This is a genomic window from Nocardia albiluteola, from assembly GCF_018860155.1.
In the GTDB taxonomy this organism is placed as follows: Bacteria; Actinomycetota; Actinomycetes; order Mycobacteriales; family Mycobacteriaceae; genus Nocardia; species Nocardia albiluteola.
The window spans coordinates 85,095-102,972 of record NZ_JAHKNI010000015.1; the positions used below are offsets into that span (position 1 = coordinate 85,095).

General features: G+C 66.9%; 17 protein-coding genes. 12 read left to right on the forward strand and 5 right to left on the reverse strand.

Annotated features, from left to right (window positions below):
• Positions 1–286 precede the first annotated feature (286 nt).
• The 11 genes from prfB to KO481_RS34315 all read left to right on the forward strand — a co-directional run bounded on the left by prfB (position 287) and on the right by KO481_RS34315 (position 11,426).
• On the forward strand, positions 287–1,402 hold the full coding sequence (gene prfB, locus KO481_RS34265) for a peptide chain release factor 2 (protein ID WP_215922653.1): 1,116 nt from the start codon (positions 287–289) through the stop codon (positions 1,400–1,402).
• 134 nt (positions 1,403–1,536) lie between these two features.
• A complete protein-coding gene (locus KO481_RS34270; RefSeq protein ID WP_215922654.1) occupies positions 1,537–2,394 on the forward strand; it encodes a mechanosensitive ion channel family protein in 858 nt (285 codons plus the stop codon).
• Positions 2,381–2,539, forward strand: a complete 159-nt coding sequence (locus tag KO481_RS34275) for an Rv3103c transmembrane domain-containing protein (RefSeq protein ID WP_215922655.1) — start codon at positions 2,381–2,383, stop codon at positions 2,537–2,539. Before KO481_RS34270 ends, KO481_RS34275 begins: the two co-directional genes overlap by 14 nt.
• A gap of 72 nt (positions 2,540–2,611) precedes the next feature.
• Positions 2,612–3,301, forward strand: coding sequence for a cell division ATP-binding protein FtsE (ftsE, locus tag KO481_RS34280; protein ID WP_215922656.1), 690 nt, complete (start codon positions 2,612–2,614; stop codon positions 3,299–3,301).
• The gene (ftsX, locus tag KO481_RS34285) at positions 3,301–4,206 is read left to right on the forward strand and encodes a permease-like cell division protein FtsX (protein ID WP_215922657.1); all 906 of its coding nucleotides are present in this window, start codon (positions 3,301–3,303) and stop codon (positions 4,204–4,206) included. The genes ftsE and ftsX overlap by 1 nt, the downstream gene beginning before the upstream one ends.
• Before the next feature lie 341 nt (positions 4,207–4,547).
• Positions 4,548–6,899 carry an arylsulfatase gene (locus tag KO481_RS34290; RefSeq protein ID WP_215922658.1) on the forward strand — a complete coding sequence of 784 codons (2,352 nt, stop codon included), beginning with the start codon at positions 4,548–4,550 and terminating at the stop codon, positions 6,897–6,899.
• Positions 6,900–6,947: 48 nt separating this feature from the next.
• A complete protein-coding gene (locus KO481_RS34295; RefSeq protein WP_215922768.1) occupies positions 6,948–7,853 on the forward strand; it encodes a formylglycine-generating enzyme family protein in 906 nt (301 codons plus the stop codon).
• A 160-nt stretch (positions 7,854–8,013) separates the two neighbouring features.
• Complete coding sequence (locus KO481_RS34300) at positions 8,014–8,187, forward strand: hypothetical protein (protein WP_215922659.1); 174 nt, start codon at positions 8,014–8,016, stop codon at positions 8,185–8,187.
• A 149-nt stretch (positions 8,188–8,336) separates the two neighbouring features.
• Positions 8,337–10,541 (forward strand): DNA helicase RecQ, encoded by a 2,205-nt coding sequence (gene recQ, locus KO481_RS34305; RefSeq protein ID WP_215922660.1) that lies wholly within the window; start codon positions 8,337–8,339, stop codon positions 10,539–10,541.
• Between the two features lie 351 nt (positions 10,542–10,892).
• The gene (locus KO481_RS34310; protein WP_215922661.1) at positions 10,893–11,114 is read left to right on the forward strand and encodes a WLR motif membrane protein; all 222 of its coding nucleotides are present in this window, start codon (positions 10,893–10,895) and stop codon (positions 11,112–11,114) included.
• A 63-nt stretch (positions 11,115–11,177) separates the two neighbouring features.
• Complete coding sequence (locus tag KO481_RS34315; RefSeq protein WP_215922662.1) at positions 11,178–11,426, forward strand: WLR motif membrane protein; 249 nt, start codon at positions 11,178–11,180, stop codon at positions 11,424–11,426.
• Positions 11,427–11,435: 9 nt separating this feature from the next.
• On the opposite strand, the gene KO481_RS34320 is transcribed toward KO481_RS34315, so the two are convergent.
• Entirely contained in the window at positions 11,436–13,148 is a 1,713-nt protein-coding gene (locus tag KO481_RS34320) for a 3-ketosteroid-delta-1-dehydrogenase (protein WP_215922663.1), read from the reverse strand.
• A 214-nt stretch (positions 13,149–13,362) separates the two neighbouring features.
• The gene (locus tag KO481_RS34325; RefSeq protein ID WP_215922664.1) at positions 13,363–13,791 is read right to left on the reverse strand and encodes a MarR family winged helix-turn-helix transcriptional regulator; all 429 of its coding nucleotides are present in this window, start codon (positions 13,789–13,791) and stop codon (positions 13,363–13,365) included.
• 87 nt (positions 13,792–13,878) lie between these two features.
• Here KO481_RS34325 and KO481_RS34330 point away from each other — a divergent pair, with 87 nt between their 5' ends.
• On the forward strand, positions 13,879–14,520 hold the full coding sequence (locus tag KO481_RS34330) for an MBL fold metallo-hydrolase (RefSeq protein ID WP_215922665.1): 642 nt from the start codon (positions 13,879–13,881) through the stop codon (positions 14,518–14,520).
• Positions 14,521–14,660: 140 nt separating this feature from the next.
• Here KO481_RS34330 and KO481_RS34335 read toward each other — a convergent pair whose 3' ends face one another.
• The 3 genes from KO481_RS34335 to KO481_RS34345 all read right to left on the reverse strand — a co-directional run bounded on the left by KO481_RS34335 (position 14,661) and on the right by KO481_RS34345 (position 17,856).
• A complete protein-coding gene (locus tag KO481_RS34335; RefSeq protein WP_215922666.1) occupies positions 14,661–15,230 on the reverse strand; it encodes an SMI1/KNR4 family protein in 570 nt (189 codons plus the stop codon).
• A 282-nt stretch (positions 15,231–15,512) separates the two neighbouring features.
• On the reverse strand, positions 15,513–16,595 hold the full coding sequence (locus KO481_RS34340; RefSeq protein ID WP_308166880.1) for an NADH:flavin oxidoreductase/NADH oxidase: 1,083 nt from the start codon (positions 16,593–16,595) through the stop codon (positions 15,513–15,515).
• Positions 16,596–16,620: 25 nt separating this feature from the next.
• Complete coding sequence (locus KO481_RS34345; protein ID WP_215922668.1) at positions 16,621–17,856, reverse strand: MFS transporter; 1,236 nt, start codon at positions 17,854–17,856, stop codon at positions 16,621–16,623.
• Between the last annotated feature and the right edge of the window lie 22 nt (positions 17,857–17,878).

Genomic DNA, 17,878 nt, shown 5'->3' on the forward strand with positions numbered 1-17,878 from the left:
CGCCTCGCTGGCGCTCGGCTCCGTCGTGCGTGTCGCACGCAGGCTCATTGGTTCACTCCGCTTCGCTCCGCTCACTGATCCTCCTCGTTCCCGACGAACCAAGCCCACATCATCGAAGACCCGACCGGGCCGCATACGGGAGCGACTCACTGAGTGAGACAGGATTGCCCACGGTGACTGCGTCCGCCGACCGCGCGCCGCGCTCGCCCGTCCGCGCCGGACCGACCTGCGGGCCGGTGGGCCTGGTATTTCATGGCCCGACCGCGGCCCGGTAGATTGGGTTCTCGTGCATCCTGATGTGACCGCTGATCTCGCCGAACTCGACACGACGCTCAAGACCGTGGAGTCGGTGCTCGATGTCGAGGAGCTGCGCCGCCGCATCGATGAGCTCGAGCATCAGGCCGCCGATCCGGACCTGTGGAACGACCAGGAGCATGCACAGCAGGTCACCAGCGAGCTCTCGCATGCCCAGGGCGAACTGCGCCGGGTCACCGATCTGCGCCAGCGCCTGGACGATCTGCCGGTGCTGTACGAGCTCGCCGAGGACGAGGAGGGCGATACCCGCACGGCCGCGATCGCCGACGCGGACGCCGAGCGCGCGGCCCTGCACGCCGATGTGGAGGCGATGGAGGTGCGCACGCTGCTCTCGGGCGAGTACGACAAGCGCGAGGCGCTGGTCAACATTCGTTCCGGGGCGGGCGGCGTGGACGCCGCGGACTGGGCGCAGATGCTGATGCGCATGTACGTGCGCTGGGCCGAGCGGCACAAGTACGGCGTGGAGATCTACGACACCTCCTACGCCGAGGAGGCGGGCATCAAGAGCGCCACCTTCGCGGTCAAGACGCCGTACGCCTACGGCACGCTGTCGGTGGAGATGGGCACGCACCGGCTGGTGCGGATCAGCCCGTTCGACAACCAGGGCCGCCGCCAGACCTCCTTCGCCGAGGTCGAGGTGCTGCCCGTGGTCGAGACCACCGACCACATCGACGTGCCCGAGGGCGATATCCGGGTGGACGTGTACCGCTCCTCGGGTCCCGGTGGCCAGAGCGTCAACACCACCGACTCGGCGGTCCGCATCACCCACATTCCCACCGGCATCGTCGTCACCTGCCAGAACGAGAAATCGCAGCTGCAGAACAAGATCTCGGCGATGCGCGTGCTACAGGCCAAGCTGCTCGAGCGCAAGCGGCAGGAGGAGCGCGCGCAGATGGATGCGCTCAAGACCACCGAGGGCGCGTCCTGGGGCAACCAGATGCGCTCGTACGTGCTGCACCCCTATCAGATGGTCAAGGACCTGCGCACCAACTACGAGGTGAACAATCCGACCGCGGTCCTCGACGGCGATATCGACGCGTTCATCGAGGAGGGCATCCGCTGGCGGATGCGCCAGGACAGCGAATAGGTGCCGATAATCACTCGATCTCCGGTGTTCGTCATGTCGCCAATCACGGCACAATCACGACGTTTCGGGCTGCGCGAACTCCGTAGTAGCCTGTTGGACGTGTGTTCGGGTGGCAGCATGAGAGATTCGGGTAGATGACGATGATTCTGGCCGAGTCGACGGGTGCGCAATTCACGGACTGGGCCCGCGGCAGCGGTCTCGAGATCGTGTTGCTGATCATCGGGATGATGCTGTTCAGCCGTTTCGCGACGTTCGTTCGTGATCGGATCACCCGCAAGATCGACGCCTCGTTCACCAGCAGCGATTCGCTGGTGCGCTCCGAGGCGGCCAAGCATCGGCACGCGCTGGCGCAGGTCGTCACCTGGGTGATCCTGTCCCTGGTGTACTTCCTGGTCGCGCTGGAAGTGTTGAAGCGCTTGGGCTTTCAGCTCAGCGGGCTGGTGGCCCCGGCCGCGGTGCTGGGCGCCGCGCTGGGTTTCGGCGCACAGCGCATCGTGCAGGATCTGCTGGCGGGCTTCTTCCTGATCACCGAGCGGCAGTACGGATTCGGCGATGTGGTGAGCATCGCGATCACCGGCCAGTCGGTGCCCGCCGAGGGCACCGTGGAGGACGTCACACTGCGCATCACCACGCTGCGCAGCGCCGACGGCGAGGTGATCCACGTGGCCAACGGCGGCATCGTGAAGGTCACCAATCTGTCCAAGGACTGGGCGCGCGCGGCCATCGACGTGCCGGTCCCGGTCACCGCGGATATCAACAAGGTCAACGAGATCCTGCGCGACGTGGGTGCCAAGGCCTTCGCCGATCGCAAGCTCAAGGCACTGCTCTTGGACGAGCCGACGGTGATGGGCCTCGAGGACCTCACCATGGATCAGATGAACATCAGGATGGTTGCCCGCACGCTGCCAGGCAAGCAGTTCGAGGTCGGACGCGAGCTGCGAGTGCGGGTGGCGGCGGCGCTGCGCCTGGAGGGCATGAGTGAAACTGCGTAAATCGACCACGATCCTGATCTCGGTCTGGGTGGCGACCTTCGTTTTGTACGTATTCGTCAAGCCCGCTACGCCGGATCACAGCGGCTTCTCGCCGATTGCCAATACCATTCCGAAATCAATGATTTCGTCCACATCCGCCAAGTGACGCCTATGTGACACGGAATTCACAGGTGTGCGGGCGCGGGTGCCCTCGCTTTGCTGGTTACACTGGCTCCCCGTGATCACCCTGCGGAACGTCACCAAGTCATACAAGACCTCGACGCGTCCGGCGCTGGACAATGTTTCGGTCGAGGTCGCAAAGGGCGAGTTCCTGTTCATCATCGGGCCGTCCGGTTCGGGCAAGTCGACGTTCATGCGGCTGCTGCTCAAGGAGGAGCGCCCCACCGACGGAGAGATCCACGTCGCGGACTTCCGGGTGGACCGCCTGGCCGGGCGCAAGGTGCCCAAGCTGCGCCAGCGCATCGGCTGCGTGTTCCAGGACTTCCGGCTGCTGCAGCAGAAGACCGTCGAGCAGAACGTGGCCTTCGCCCTCGAGGTGATCGGCAAGAACCGCAAGTTCATCACCCGCGCGGTGCCCGAGGCGCTGGACCTGGTCGGCCTGTCCGGCAAGGCCGATCGGCTGCCCAGCGAGTTGTCCGGCGGTGAGCAGCAGCGGGTCGCGATCGCGCGGGCCTTCGTGAACCGGCCCCTGGTGCTGCTGGCCGACGAGCCCACCGGCAACCTCGACCCCGATACCAGTCAGGACATCATGACCCTGCTCGAACGCATCAACCGCACCGGCACCACGGTGCTCATGGCCACGCACGACAACCACATCGTCGACACGATGCGCCGGCGCGTGGTGGAGCTGGATCGCGGCCGCCTGGTGCGCGACGAGGCGATCGGCGTGTACGGGGTGGGCCGGTAATGCGCGCGAGCTTCCTGTTCGGCGAGGTCTTCAACGGCCTGCGCCGCAACGTCACCATGACCATCGCGATGATCCTGACCACCGCCGTCTCGCTGACCATGCTCGGCGGCGGTCTGCTGGCGGTGCGGATGGCCGACAAGACCGAGCAGTACTTCCTGGACCGGCTCGAGGTGCGGCTGTATCTGGACGACGCGATCTCCGCGAACGACGTGGACTGTTCGCAGGATCCGTGCAAGACCCTGCTGGCGGATCTGAAGCAGGCCCAGGGCGTGGTGTCCGTGCAGTACCTGAGCCGCGCCGACGCGATTCGCGAGGCCAAGGAGAAGACCTTCAAGGACCAGCCCGAGCTGGCCGCCTACGTCGCGCAGTCGCCGCTGCCCGCCTCGCTGCGGGTGAAGATGACCGCCGCCGACCAGTATCCGCACATCCTGCAGGCGTTCCAGGGACGGCCCGGGGTCGGATTCGTGCGCAACGACAAGGACATCGTCGACCGGCTGGTGAGCCTGTTCGACGGGCTGCGCAACGCGGCGTTCGGCCTGGCGGTGCTGCAGGCGTTCGCGGCGATCCTGCTGATCGCGAATATGGTGCAGATCGCGGCGTTCACCCGGCGCGAGGAGGTCGGCATCATGCGGCTGGTCGGCGCGAGCCGCTGGTACACGCAGTTGCCGTTCCTGCTGGAGGCGGTGGTCGCCGCGGTGGCCGGTTCGGTGCTGGCGGTGCTCGGCCTGCTGACCGCCCGCCCGCTGGTGATCGACCGCGCGCTGGGTTCGCTGTTCGAGTCGAAGGTGTTCCCGCGCATCACCAGCGACGACATCACGATTGTGGCCATGACGATCATCCCCGTCGGCATCGTGTTCGCCGCGGTGACCGCCTACGGCACCCTGCGGTATTACGTGCGCGAGTGAGCAGGCCCGGTTCGAGACTCGCGCCGGCCTGTTTTGCTCTACATCACCGACCGCTCCGGACTCTTGTTCGGGCACTTCTTGATCTGAATCCCGCCCCGTCGGTATTCTCAATGGGTATCCAATGTGTTGATCAGCGGGTATCCGGGACGTCTGGTCGCGGAAAGCATCGGCGCTGCACGTTGATTCGAACACTCATGACATCCCAGCCGTATCGCCGGAGCTGGGAGCGCTGGTCCAGGTATCGACTTTGCTCCGATCCTCGTCTGTACGGGTTCCCGGTGTGAGTCCGAGGCCTGGTCCCTCGACGGCGAGCCGACAGCTTTCCTTCCCGGAGGTGGGCGATGGCCGAGCAGTTTGCAGGACATGTCGCACTCGATATCCGTGATTCGGTCGCCGACTGGCGGCCCTTCGCCGAGCCGACCGCGCCGAAGGGCGCGCCGAATGTGCTGTATCTGGTGTGGGACGATATCGGGATCGCTACCTGGGACTGCTATGGCGGTCTGGTCGATATGCCGAATATGAAGCGCATCGCCGATCGTGGCGTGCGGTTCACGCAGTTCCACACCACCGCGCTGTGTTCCCCCACCCGTGCCTCGCTGTTGACCGGGCGCAATGCGACCTCGGTCGGTATGGCGACCATCGAGGAATTCACCGACGGGTTCCCGAACATGTGCGGCCGGATACCGGCCGAGACCGCATTGTGCTCCGAGGTGCTCAGCGAGCGTGGATGGAACACGTACGCGGTCGGAAAATGGCATATGACACCGCTGGAGGAGGAAAATCTGGCGGCGTCGAAGCGGCATTGGCCGCTGGGGCGCGGGTTCGAACGGTTCTACGGATTCCTGGGCGGCGAGGCCGACCAGTGGTATCCGAACCTGGTGTACGACAACCACCCGATTTCCCCGCCGTACGCACCGGAGGACGGGTACCACCTGTCGAAGGATCTGGCCGACAAGACGATCGAGTTTATTCGTGATGCGAAGGTGATCGCGCCCGATAAACCGTGGTTCATGTACCTGTGCCCGGGTTGTGGGCATGCGCCGCACCACGTGGCGCGGGAATGGGCCGACCAGTATCTCGGCCGGTTCGACATGGGCTACGAGAAGTATCGCGAAATCGTCCTCGAGAACCAGAAGCGCATGGGCCTGGTGCCGGAGAACACCGAGCTGTCGCCCATGAATCCGTACGTGAACGTCACCAGTGCCGACGGCAAACCGTGGCCGGTGCTGGACACCGTGCGTGAATGGGAATCGCTGTCAGAGGACGAGAAGCGGCTGTTTCGGCGGCAGGCCGAGGTGTTCGCCGGATTCCTGACTTACACGGACGCGCAGATCGGCCGGCTGCTGGATTATCTCGAGGAAAGCGGCCAGTTGGATAATACGATCATCGTCGCCTTCTCGGACAACGGCGCCAGCGGCGAGGGGGGTCCGAACGGCTCGGCGAACGAGATGAAATTCTTCAACGGCTATATCGACACGATCGACGACGGTTTGGCGAAGATCGACGAGCTGGGCTCGCCCGCCACCTACAACCACTACAGCATCGGGTGGGCGATGGCGTTCAACACACCCTATAAGCTGTACAAGCGGTATGCCTCCCACGAGGGCGGCATCGCGGATCCGTGCCTGATGTCGTGGCCGGCCGGGATTTCGGCCCGCGGTGAGGTGTGCCACCAGTACCTCAATGTCTGCGATATCACCCCGACCGTCTATGAACTGCTCGGCATCGCGCCCCCGGGCATGGTGAAGGCTGTCCCTCAGCGCCCCTTGGAAGGGGTCAGCTTCCGGGCGCTGCTCGATGACCCGGGCGCGGACGCCGGAAAGCACACGCAGTTCTATTCGATGCTGGGTACGCGCGGGATATGGCATCGCGGGTGGTTCGCCGACGCCATTCACGCGGCATGCCCGTCGGGTTGGGGGCATTTCGACACCGACCGCTGGGAGCTGTTCCACCTCGAGCAGGACCGCAGTCAGGTGCACGACCTCGCCGGTACTCACCCCGGCCTGCTGGAACAGATGAAGGTGCTGTGGTTCTCGGAGGCCGGGAAATACAGTGGGATGCCACTGAACGACCTCGACTTCATCTCGATGATGACGCGCTACCGCCCGACATACGCCGCCGATCGGGACAGCGCTGTCTACTATCCAGGAATCGCCGAGGTGGGACCGGGTGCGGCGCTCGAGATCCGGGGACGTTCGTTCGCTCTGCTCGCCGAGACGACAATCGCCAGCCAGGGCGCGCAGGGGGTGCTGTTCGCCCACGGTGGGCGGCTGGGCGGGCATACTCTGTTCGTCAGGGAGGGCCATCTGCACTACATCTACAACTTCCTCGGCGAGGAGGAACAGGCGATTGTTTCCGATCGCGAGATACCGCTCGGCGATCACATCCTCGGGATCCGGTACGAGCGCCGCGGAACTCGGCCCGACAACTTCACGCCCACGGGTGAGGCCATCCTCTACATCGATGAGAGGCCCGTGGGCTCCCTCGATGACATGCGAACCCAACCCATCGTGTTCTCCGGCGTCGGGGAGGGAGTCCGTGTGGGCCGCGACGGCGGTCAGTCCGTGACCGCGCAGTACCGGTCACCGTTCCCGTTCACCGGGGGAATCGTGCACCAGGTCATCGAGGATGTGAGCGGAAAGCCGTACCAGGATCTGGAAATGGCGGCGGCGGCGGCCTTTTCGCGCGATTGAGGGGACGATCCCGTGGCGACCGCGATCCGCGACAATATCCGGCATGGCATGGTCCGGATACCGGGCGGCGACTTCGCCATGGGATCGGAGGACTTCTTTCCCGAGGAGCAGCCGGTGCACCAGGTGCGGGTCGATTCGTTCTGGATCGACCCGCACCCGGTGACCAACGTCGCCTTCCGGCGATTCGTGAAGGAGTCCGGATACGTCACCGTCGCCGAACGTTGTCCCGCGGCCGAGGACTACCCGGGTGCGGAGCCGGAGAACCTGATTCCGGGCGCGTTGGTATTCCGGCCCACCAAGGCAGCAGTGCCGCTGGACAATTGGCGTCGGTGGTGGCGGTATGTGCCCGGAGCCTGCTGGCGTCACCCGCGTGGACCGGACAGCACTCTGGACGGGCTCGACCGTCATCCGGTCACCCAGGTTGCCTACGAGGATGCTGCGGCGTATGCGGCATGGGCCGGTAGGCGGCTACCGACCGAGGCCGAATGGGAGTACGCGGCCCGTGGTGGACTGGATGCGGCCACCTACGCGTGGGGTGACGATTTCGAACCCACCGGACGGCGTTTGGCCAATGTCTGGGTCGGCGCATTCCCTTGGCAATTCCATCCGGGTCGAGGGCAGGCGTCCGAACCCGGCACGACGGCGGTCGGCGCCTATGCTCCCAATGGCTACGGTCTTTACGACATGACCGGAAATGTGTGGGAGTGGACCGCCGACTATTTCCGTCCCGGGCACCGGACGCGGACATGCTGTGCCCCAAGCAATCCGAGCGCGGATATCTGTGAATCCGCGGTTGCGCAACGGTTTCCGCGCCGTGTCGTCAAGGGCGGCTCGTATCTGTGCGCGGCCAACTATTGCCTGCGTTATCGGCCTGCTGCCCGGCAGCCTCAGACCGAGGACACCGCCACCTGCCACCTCGGTTTCCGCTGCGTTGTTCGCGATATATCCGCCTGAACGGTGGATGGTGTACGCGCTTCGGAACATGTTCGGTATCGATGTAATGAGCCTTTTTGGGAGCCGGTCAGGGTACTAAAGCCCATTGTCTCGGCTCGCGTTCGAGAGGAGAGTAGACAGTTGGTCGGGTTTCGCGCTCGCTCAGCAAAGGATGGTTGAAATGTCTACTAAAGTTTCCTCCGCGCTTGCCGCGCTCGCAATTGTCATTTCCGTACTGGCCCTGGCTCCGGCCGCTTCGGCCGCTCCGGCCGTACCGACAGCATCACCCGTGGGGTCGGCGTTTTTCTGCTTCAATATTCCGTTGGGAGCATTCAGTTTCAGCATCTGTATCTGACGTCGGAGCGCACTTTCCGGACGCGGGGTGGCCTCGCGTTGGGGAGGTTCCGTGATCCGGAGGTGTGGTGACGCGGGTGCGTTCGATGAGTCGGAGTGCGGGTGTCGAGTGGGGGTGGCGGCGTCGGCCGGGCTCCGTAGGATGTCGGGGTGACCTCCGAGACGCTCGAAACGCCCAGCGCCCAATCCGGTGTGGAACCCGATGCGGCGCAACAGGTTTTGCGACGGGTCTTCGGATATGAGAGTTTCCGGGGGCAGCAGCACGACATCGTGAGCCAGGTCATCGGGGGCGGTGATGCGCTGGTGCTAATGCCGACCGGTGGCGGAAAGTCGCTGTGCTACCAAATTCCGGCGCTGGTGCGGCCCGGGGTCGGAATCGTCGTCTCCCCGCTGATCGCGCTCATGCAGGATCAAGTCGACGCACTGAACGCGGTGGGGGTGCGCGCGGCCTTCCTCAACTCCACCCAGTTCCCCGACGAGCGGCGCACCGTGGAGGCCCAGCTGCTGGCCGGCGAGCTCGACCTGCTCTATCTGGCGCCCGAGCGGCTTCGCCTGGAGTCGACCATGCAGCTGCTCGACCGGGCGAAGATCGCGCTGTTCGCCATCGACGAGGCGCACTGCGTCTCGCAGTGGGGGCACGACTTCCGGCCGGAGTACCTGGGGCTGTCGGTGCTGCACGAGCGCTGGCCCACGGTGCCGCGCATCGCGCTGACGGCCACGGCCACCGAGAAGACCGCGGCGGAGATCGCCGAACGCCTCGACCTCGGCGCCGCACGGCATTTCGTCTCCAGCTTCGACCGTCCCAACATCCAGTACCGGATCGAGCCGAAGAACCGCGGCGAGCAGCAGCTGCTCGGTTTCATCAGCACCGAGCACGCCGGAGACGCGGGTATCGTCTACTGCCTCTCGCGTAATTCGGTGGAGAAGACCGCGGAATTCCTCAGCCGCAACGGTGTCGAGGCGGTGCCGTATCACGCCGGGCTCGACGCGCGTACCCGCGCGACCAATCAGTCGCGGTTCCTGCGGGAGGACGGCTTGGTCGTCGTCGCGACCATCGCGTTCGGCATGGGCATCGACAAGCCCGATGTGCGCTTCGTCGCCCATCTCGACCTGCCGAAGTCGGTGGAGGGCTACTACCAGGAGACCGGTCGCGCGGGTCGCGACGGCGCGGCCTCCACCGCGTGGATGGTCTACGGCCTGAACGACGTTGTGCAGCAACGCAAAATGATCGACTCGTCCGAGGGCGACGCCGCCCACCGCCGCCAGCTGCAGCTGCATCTGGACGCGATGCTCGCGCTGTGCGAGACGGTGCAGTGCCGCCGCACCCAGCTGCTGGCCTACTTCGGTCAGCAGGGGCAGCCCTGCGGTAACTGCGACACCTGCCTGAATCCGCCCGAATCGTGGGACGGCACGGTGGCCGCACAGAAGGCGCTCTCGACGGTGCTGCGCCTCAAGCGCGAGCGCGGGCAGAGCTTCGGGGCCGGGCACATCGTCGACATCCTGATCGGCAAGTCGAATCCGAAGGTGGTGCAGCACAAGCACACCGAACTCAAGGTCTTCGGGGTGGGCGCCGAGCTGCGCGACGTGGAGTGGCGCGGAGTGATCCGCCAGCTGCTGGCCCAGGGGCTACTGGCGGTGCACGGCGATTACGGCGTGCTGACCCTCACCGAGGCCAGCGAGGAAGTCCTGTTCAAGGGCCGCACGGTGGCGCTGCGCCGCGAGCCCGAGCGCACCACGGCGGCAAAGGCACCGCGCGCCAAGGCATCTCGCCCGGTGGCGGCCGATCTGGCTCCGGCCGACGCGGGCTTGTTCGAGCGCCTGCGCGCCTGGCGCGCGACGACCGCCAAGGAACAGGGCGTGCCCGCGTACGTCGTCTTCCACGACGCGACCCTGCGCGAGATCGCCTCCCGCAAGCCCTCAACCCTGAGCGAGCTCGGCGGCATCAGCGGTATCGGCGAGAACAAGCTCACCAAATACGGTGCGGGCGTGCTGGATACGCTCGCTGGGGAGCAGGGTGAGTCCGCCGCCGAGGGGAGTCGTGCGCGTACCGGCTCATCGGACGGCGACAGCCCGCGTGCGGCTGATCCCGTCTCGCCGCTCCCCGTCCGGGACGAACCACGCGCGGATGCGGCGCGGCAGTCCGGCGTCACAGGGCAGCGCCCGACCTCGAATCCGCGCGCCGCCGCCTCGCGCGACGCAGGTTCACCCTCGCGCGGTGCCCCAGCCTCGCGCGGTGCGGCCCCGGCGCGGCGGCAATCGAGCCCGGCGCGCACGCCCGCCGCCGAGCCGCACCCGTGGAACGACGAGCCTCCGCCGGATTGGGACTTCGAACCCCCGCCGGACAATATGTACTGACCGTCAGCATGCCGCGAGCACGCATCGTGAAGCAGGGGCGTCCACGTCGCCGGGTGCTTCAGTCGCGGGGGATTGGACTCGACGGGCGAGCGAAGTCAGCGGTGCCGTCACCTGCCGGTGCCGCATCGGCGCCAGGGGAGATGACGTCGACGGTGTTTCGACCGGTGGTGCCACATCAGCGCCGGGGGAGATGAAGTTCGAACCGTGTTTTGACCCGCGGTGCCGCATCAGCACTGGAGGAAGCAGTGGATGGTGCCCTAACGGCCGGTACCGCATCGGCGCGGTAGGGGAATCTGTGTGGCTCGTCGCGAATCCGTTTATCGGGACCGGGTTCGTGGGTAACGTTCTGGCATGACGCTCGGTAACGACGATGTGATCGGCGTGCAGGGTGCCGTCGAGGTGCCGCCCCTGGCCGTGGCGGAGGTCACGGAGGCGCATCCGGGCAGGCACCTCCGCAATTCCCGGCTGTGGCCGCGGCGGGAGACGCTGGGGCGCCCGCGCACGTCGACGCTGGCGTTGTCGGGCGCGTGGATAGCGGTGCTGGCCCTGTATCTCGAGGTGCGCCCCGGCTGATCCGGCACGACTCCCGGCCCCATCATGCCTCCGAATGCACGCCGGATTGGTTAACGTTCGATCATGGTGCATCACAACCATCACCACGATGACGATGCCGGTGGTCAGTCCGGGGGACCGGACCAGGGTGATGCGCCGGACGTCGACACCGAGCCGCCTCACGCCCGCGTCCGGGAGGGAGGCGTCGAGGCCGGATGGTTGCGCCCGCGCGCCTACCGGGCGCTCGGACGCCCCCGTATCTCGACGATCGTGCTGCTGGTCCTGTGGATCGCGGTCCTGGTGCTCTATCTCGAGATGCATCACCCGGGGTGAACCCCGAGGTCAGGCCGGAACGGCCACCCGCGCGGCGTGTTCGGCGATGATCCGGCCGAAGACCAGGCCCTGGCCGATCGTTGCGCCCGCGCCCGGATACGTCGCTCCGAAGACGTTCGCCGCGTTGTTCCCCAGGGCGTACAGCCCGTCGATCACGCTGTCGTCCTCGCGCTGCACCCGGCCGTGCCGATCCGCGCGCAGGCCACCGCAGGTGCCCAGGTCGGACAGGACCACGCGCACCGCGTACAGCGGTCCCGACACCGGTCGCAGGTTCGGATTCGGCGTCACCGTCGGGTCACCGTAGTAACGGTCGTACGCGCTCGCACCGCGGGCGAAGTCGTGATCCACACCGCTGCCGGCGTTTTCGTTGAACCGTGCGACCGTCTGGACGAAGGCGTCCTCGGGCAGTCCGGCCGAGCGCGCCAGCTCCGCGGGCGTCGAGCCCTTATGTGCGATGCCCGCGTCGAACCAGGCCCGCGGGAGGGCCATGCGCGGATACAGCGCGCCGGCGAAGACGTAGCTGTTGCGGTAGCGCTGGTCGAATACCAGCCACATCGTGCCGACCGGATCTCCCGCGCGTTCGCGCGCCTGCAACTGCTGGCCGAAGGACATGTAGTCGGTGGCCTCGTTGATGAACCGGTTGCCGCCCGCATCGACGATGAAGGAGCCGGGCAGTGACCGCTCGGCGAGCAGCACCTGCGGTGCACGCCCCGGCAGCGGCGCGACGGCGGGGAACCACCACGACTGATCCATCAGGGCCACATCCGCACCGAGCTGCTGCCCCGCCTTGATCCCGTCGCCGGTGTTGCCCTCGCTGCCCAGGCTCCACCCCGCCTCGATCTGCCGGGTCTGCAGCGCGTGCCGCATGGCGATGTCGTGGTCGAATCCGCCGGTGGCCAGCACGACGCCGCGACGCGCGGTCACCTCGACGGTGCGTCCGTCCTGTTCCAGCACCGCCCCGGTGACCCGGTCGGCGTCCCCGACGAGCCGCACCAGTGAGGTCCGCGTCCAGACGGGAATTCCGGCGCGCACCACGCCGGCGAAGAGCCCTGCGGCCAGCGCCTGGCCACCGGCCATGTACTCGCGACCGAACAGCTGGCCGCCGATGCCCTGAATCGCGCGCTTGAGAATCGTGCGGATTCCGCGACCGGGCTTGCGCGCCACCAGGTTCATCCACTTGTAGTCCGCGCCGGTCACCGGCATCGGCACCGGCGCGGCCATCAGTCCGGGCCGCAGCCGCGGCCGTTCGGCGCCCAGGACGGCGGCGTCGAACGGACGGCACTCACAGGTCCGCCCGACCGCCGACCCGCCCGGCAGCTCGGGGTGGTAGTCCGAATAGCCACGGGCCCAGAGGAACTTCATCGGCGTGGTGCGCTGCAACATCTCGACCGTGCCCGGGCCGTATTCGAGGAACGCGCGCCACCGCTCGGCGTCGGTCGAATCACCGACCGCCGCCTCGACATAAGTGGCCGCCTGCTCCGGCGAGTCCGGGGAGCCGGACCGGGCCAGCAGCGGGCTCGCGGGAATCCAGAACGCCCCACCCGAGCGCGCCGTCGACCCGCCGACATAGTCGGTCTTCTCGACGATCAGCACGTCGAGCCCGTGTTCCTTGGCGGCCAGTGCCGCCGACATTCCGGTCCCCGATCCGATCACGAGCAGATCGACGGTCGTGCTCCGCGCGACCGGCCCCGCTGCCGGCCCTGTCGTAGATGTGAGTGTCATGCTCGCCAGTCTTCTGGAGCCGCGCGCCCAACGCCGACTCCAGTTCCGCTGGTCGGATGCGGATCTGCGCACCGGAAGATTTCGTTCGAATACTGCGGTTCGGCCGAGCATCCGGGAATTCGGGCGGCACGTGCCAGGCTCAGCAGCGGATATCAGTGCGCCAGGATGGCTGTGAGGTGGCGCTACGCCAGTCTCGAGCATGGCGCTGGCCTGATCACCGTCGCGGTCCGTTCATGTGGGTGGTGAGGCGGGTCAGTAACGGTACGCAGTCCCGCAGCTGCTGCTGCTCGTCCGGGGTGAGCGCGGCGTGAATGGCGCTGTCGAGTGAGGTGGCGCGCTGGATACGTTCGCGCCGCAGGCGGGCACGGCCGGCATCGGTGATGTACAGCAGGTGCTTGCGGCCGTCGTCGGGGTAGGGGCCGGTACGCACCAAGCCGCTGCCGAGCAGTTCCTTGACGGACTTGGCGGCCGACTGATGCGTCACGTTACGCCGGTACGCCAGCTCGGCGGTGGTGTGCGGGCCGTCGCGGTCGAGGTAGCCGAGGATGGCGGCTTCTCCGGGAGGCGTGGTGTCGATGACCCGCACGGCGCGGACCAGAGCACCGATCGCGTGCCGCAGATCGTCGGCGAGTGCGTCGTTCACCACTCCACCCTATCCCCATAGTTCAACTCGGTTGTACAATCGAGTTGTACATATTGGTTGTATTGTTTGGAAACCCTGAGGAGCCTCATGCAGCTCACCAAGTTCGGTCATGCCTGCGTCCGTGTCGAAACCGACGGCCACCGCCTGGTGATCGACCCGGGTGGCCTCACCGATCCGCAGGCGGTGGAAGGCGCCGACGCGGTCCTGGTCACCCACGAACATTTCGATCACTTCTCCGAAGAGACGCTTCGCAAAGCCGCACAACAGAATCCGGCCCTGCGGATCTGGACCAACACCTCCGTAGCCCGCAAGCTGGACGGCCTCGGTGCGCGAGTCACCGCCGTCGGCGAGGGCGAGATATTCACCGCGGCCGGCTTCGAGGTGAAGGTGTACGGCACCTGGCACGCGATCATCCACCCCGACGTCCCACGTGTCGGCAACATCGGGTTCCTGATCGACGACGCCCTGTTCCATCCCGGCGACGCCCTCACCGTCCCGGACGTCGCTGTCGATACCCTGCTGCTGCCCGTACACGGGCCCTGGTCCACCACCGGACAGCTGATCGACTACGTGCGGGAGGTGGCCCCACGCCAGGCCCTCGCCGTCCACGACGGCGCACTGAACGACATCGGCTCCGCGATGGTCGCCGGCTTCCTGGGCGACAACGGCCCCGGCATCGGCGCCCCGTACCGTCGCATACCCTCCGGCGCGGTCGCGACCATCCCGTAATGCCGCTGGGCGGGCGCCGGGCAGGGCCGGGATGCCATCAAAGACTGGCGGGAGTGGTCGCGGATGCGTGGGTCCGCTGACTATCGGATCGCATTCCCGGCTCCGCGGCGGCTAAACAGACCGCCGCGGTCGGTCCGGTGTCAGCCGAAATTCTCCACCGCGAGCGACACCAGCGCGGCGAAGTCGGCGTTGTCCTCGAGCTCGCCGCCCTCGCCCGGCCACCACTCGTACGCGGTCCACTCGCCGTCCTCCCGGGCGCTGTCCGCGTGCAGCAGCCAATTGCCTCCGCTGCCGCCGTCGTCGATGGAGATCAGCAGGCACCGCCTCATGACCGCGAGCTGGTCGGCGAAGTGGTCCAGGTCCGCCCAGGCCTCCAGCAGTTCGGGATCGACGTCGGCCATCCAGCCGATCTCCTCGACCCCGAGCAGATCGAGATGGCCGATGGTGCTCCAGCCGTTGCTGGTCAGCAGAAAGTTCCGGTACGACGGTGGCAGCCGGACCCCGAGCCGCTGCTCGGCCGCCGCGATCGCCTCCTCGCTCGCCGGCTCGAAACCCAGCCATCCGGCCTCCCGCTGGGCGGGGCTCAGCAGGTACTGTGCACGGTCCTCCAGCTCCGCCTCGCGGAGATAGTCCGAGTCCAGGAACTGCGCGCTGTAGTCGCCGAGAAACGCGCGCCACTCGGCAGGGGACGATGAGGCCGTCAGGGCCATGCCGGAAGTCCTTCTGTCAGGCGATGTTTCGCTGACATCCTCGCATGGCCCCCGGCCACCCGCAGGACGTGGGCGTCAGGCCGGAACCGCTGCCCGCTACCAGCCGAGCCCGCGACGCCGCTCCCGGTTCCGCTGTTCAGGACGCTCGTGATCGGTTCTGTCGTCGCCCAGGTGTACCGTCCGCCGGTATGGGTATGTGGCGTTTCTATCGCCGGCGTCCGCATCGGTGCCTGCTGCGCGGTTCTGGTCACAGTCGTGAGATCGTCGAGATCGAGTCCTGACTCACGACCGGTACGCGCCCCGCAGGTACTGCACGGGATAGGGTGCGTCCTGCACCGCCACTCCCAGTTCGTGGGCCGCGCGCACAGGCCAGGCCGGCTCACGCAGTGCCGCTCGGCCGAGGAAAACTGCGTCGGCGGCACCCTCGGCCAGGATCTCCTCAGCCTGCCGCGGTTCAGTGATCAAGCCGACCGCCGCAGTGCGCACTCCTGTTTTGGTCCGTACAGTGCGTGCGAACGGCACCTGGTAGCCAGGGCTCAGGGGGATCCGCTGCCGGGGATCGTTGCCCGCGGAACTCAGGTCGACGAGGTCCACTCCACGCTCGGCCAGCAAGGCCGACAGCTCGATCGTCTCCTCGAGCGTCCACCCCCCGTCGACCCAGTCGGTCGCGGACAGCCTGACGAACAAAGGCGTGCGGTCGGGTATGGCCGTCCGGACCGCGTCGACCACCTCGATGAGGAAACGCACCCGGTTCCGAAACGAGTCGCCGTAGGAGTCCGTCCGCCGGTTGGACAACGGGGAGAGGAACTCATGGAGCAGGTACCCGTGTGCCGAATGCACTTCAACGACGCCGAAACCCGCTGCCACCGCACGAGAAGCGGCATCAGCGAAGGCACGGACGGTTGCGTTGATGTCGGCGGTTGTCATGGCGATCGGGGTGGTCAGTTCCTGGTACGGCAACGGGGACGGCGCGAGCGGTGACCACCCGCCCGCGTCCGGGCGCACCGAAATCCCGCCTCGCCAAGGTTGAGTGGTCGCGGCCTTGCGTCCCGCATGTGCCAGTTGGATAGCCGGGACGGCTCCCTGCGATTTGACGAAACCGGTAATGCCTTCCCACGCGGCCGCTTGGTCTTCGTTCCACATCCCCGTGTCCTGGAGTGTGATACGTCCTTCCGGCGTGACCGCGGTGGCCTCGGTCATCACGAGCCCGAATCCGCCCGTGGCCCGGGCACCCAGGTGCACGAGATGCCAGGCGGTGGGTACGCCGTCCTGAGCGTCGACCGAATATTGGCACATGGGAGCGAGCCAGACGCGGTTGCGCGCCGACACTCCACGTAGGGTGATCGGCTCGAAAATACTTGTCACGGCGAATCTCGTCATCCTTGGGTGGTTAGGGGTTCGTGCAAGGTGCGCAGCGGATGTCCTGGTGGTGCGCGGCGCTGGTCAGGCCCACGGGGCGTCTCGTACCGCTGATGCGCAGGAGGGTGATCAGTGTCGCGCCCGCGAACGCGATCACGAACAACGAGTAGTCCCGGGTCGTGGCCGGCAGGCCACCGCCGTGCACGACGAGGATCCCGGCGACGATGACGGGCAGGCTCATGCCCAGGTAGCAGAGCACGTAGATCGAGGAGAGAACGCCTGAGCGCTCGTGTTCCGCGACCAGTGGCACGACGGTGCGCATCCCGCCCTGGGATCCCGCACCGAAACCGATCCCGGAGACGAAGGTGCCGGCGAAAAATCCTGTGACCGAAGACGCCTCGACAGCCAGCAAGGTCCCCAGCGAGCCGAGTACAAGTAGCGCGGTCCCTACGAACATCACAGTCCTGGGTGGTGTGCGCGCGAATGCGACGGTGGTGACGGACGAGACCACGGTCAGCACGAACAGCCCGAGACCGCCGATCACCACGGAGCCCGAGCCCGACAACTGCCGAGCCAGTGCCGGGGCGAGTGAGCCGTAGAAGCCACCGAGTGACCACACCGCGAACAACACCGGTGCCACTGCGAGGAGAGCACGACGCAGGTGCGGGGGCACCGCGAGTTCGGGTACGAGAGCGGCACGCAGTCCGGGCCTGCGGCCGGTGGTTTCCGGCAGCAGCGCCACGCCGAGGGCCTGCACGGCGAAGACCCCGATGAACACGACGTAGACGAGCCGGGTGGGTGCCGGCAGATACTGGACGATCAAGCCGGAGAACAAGGCGCCGATTCCGGACCCCAGCCCCGGGGCGGCGGCGTTGGCGCGTGTGCCGCGTTCGCGGTCGATGTCCAGCATCGCCGCGCCGAGCGTGCCCAACGCGCCACCGGTTGCGACTCCCTGCAGGATCCGCCCGGCGAACAGGGCTGCGATGTCGCCGGCTGCGCTGAACACGATCATGGCGGTGATCTGCAACGCCAGCGCGCCCAGCAGCACCGGCTTGCGACCGAGGTGGTCGGATGCCTTGCCGAGCAGGAGCAGTGCGGCCAGGACGGCGATCGCGTACGTGCCGAACACGGCAGTAGTTGTTATCGGGGAGAAATGCCATTGCTCGGCGTACGTGGCGTAGAGCGGCGTCGGTGCGCTGGAGGAGGCCAGGAACGAGACGATGATCGAGGCCGGCAACAGGAGGCCTGGGCGCCGGGCAGTCTTCATGATGAATTCCCAATAGGTGGTA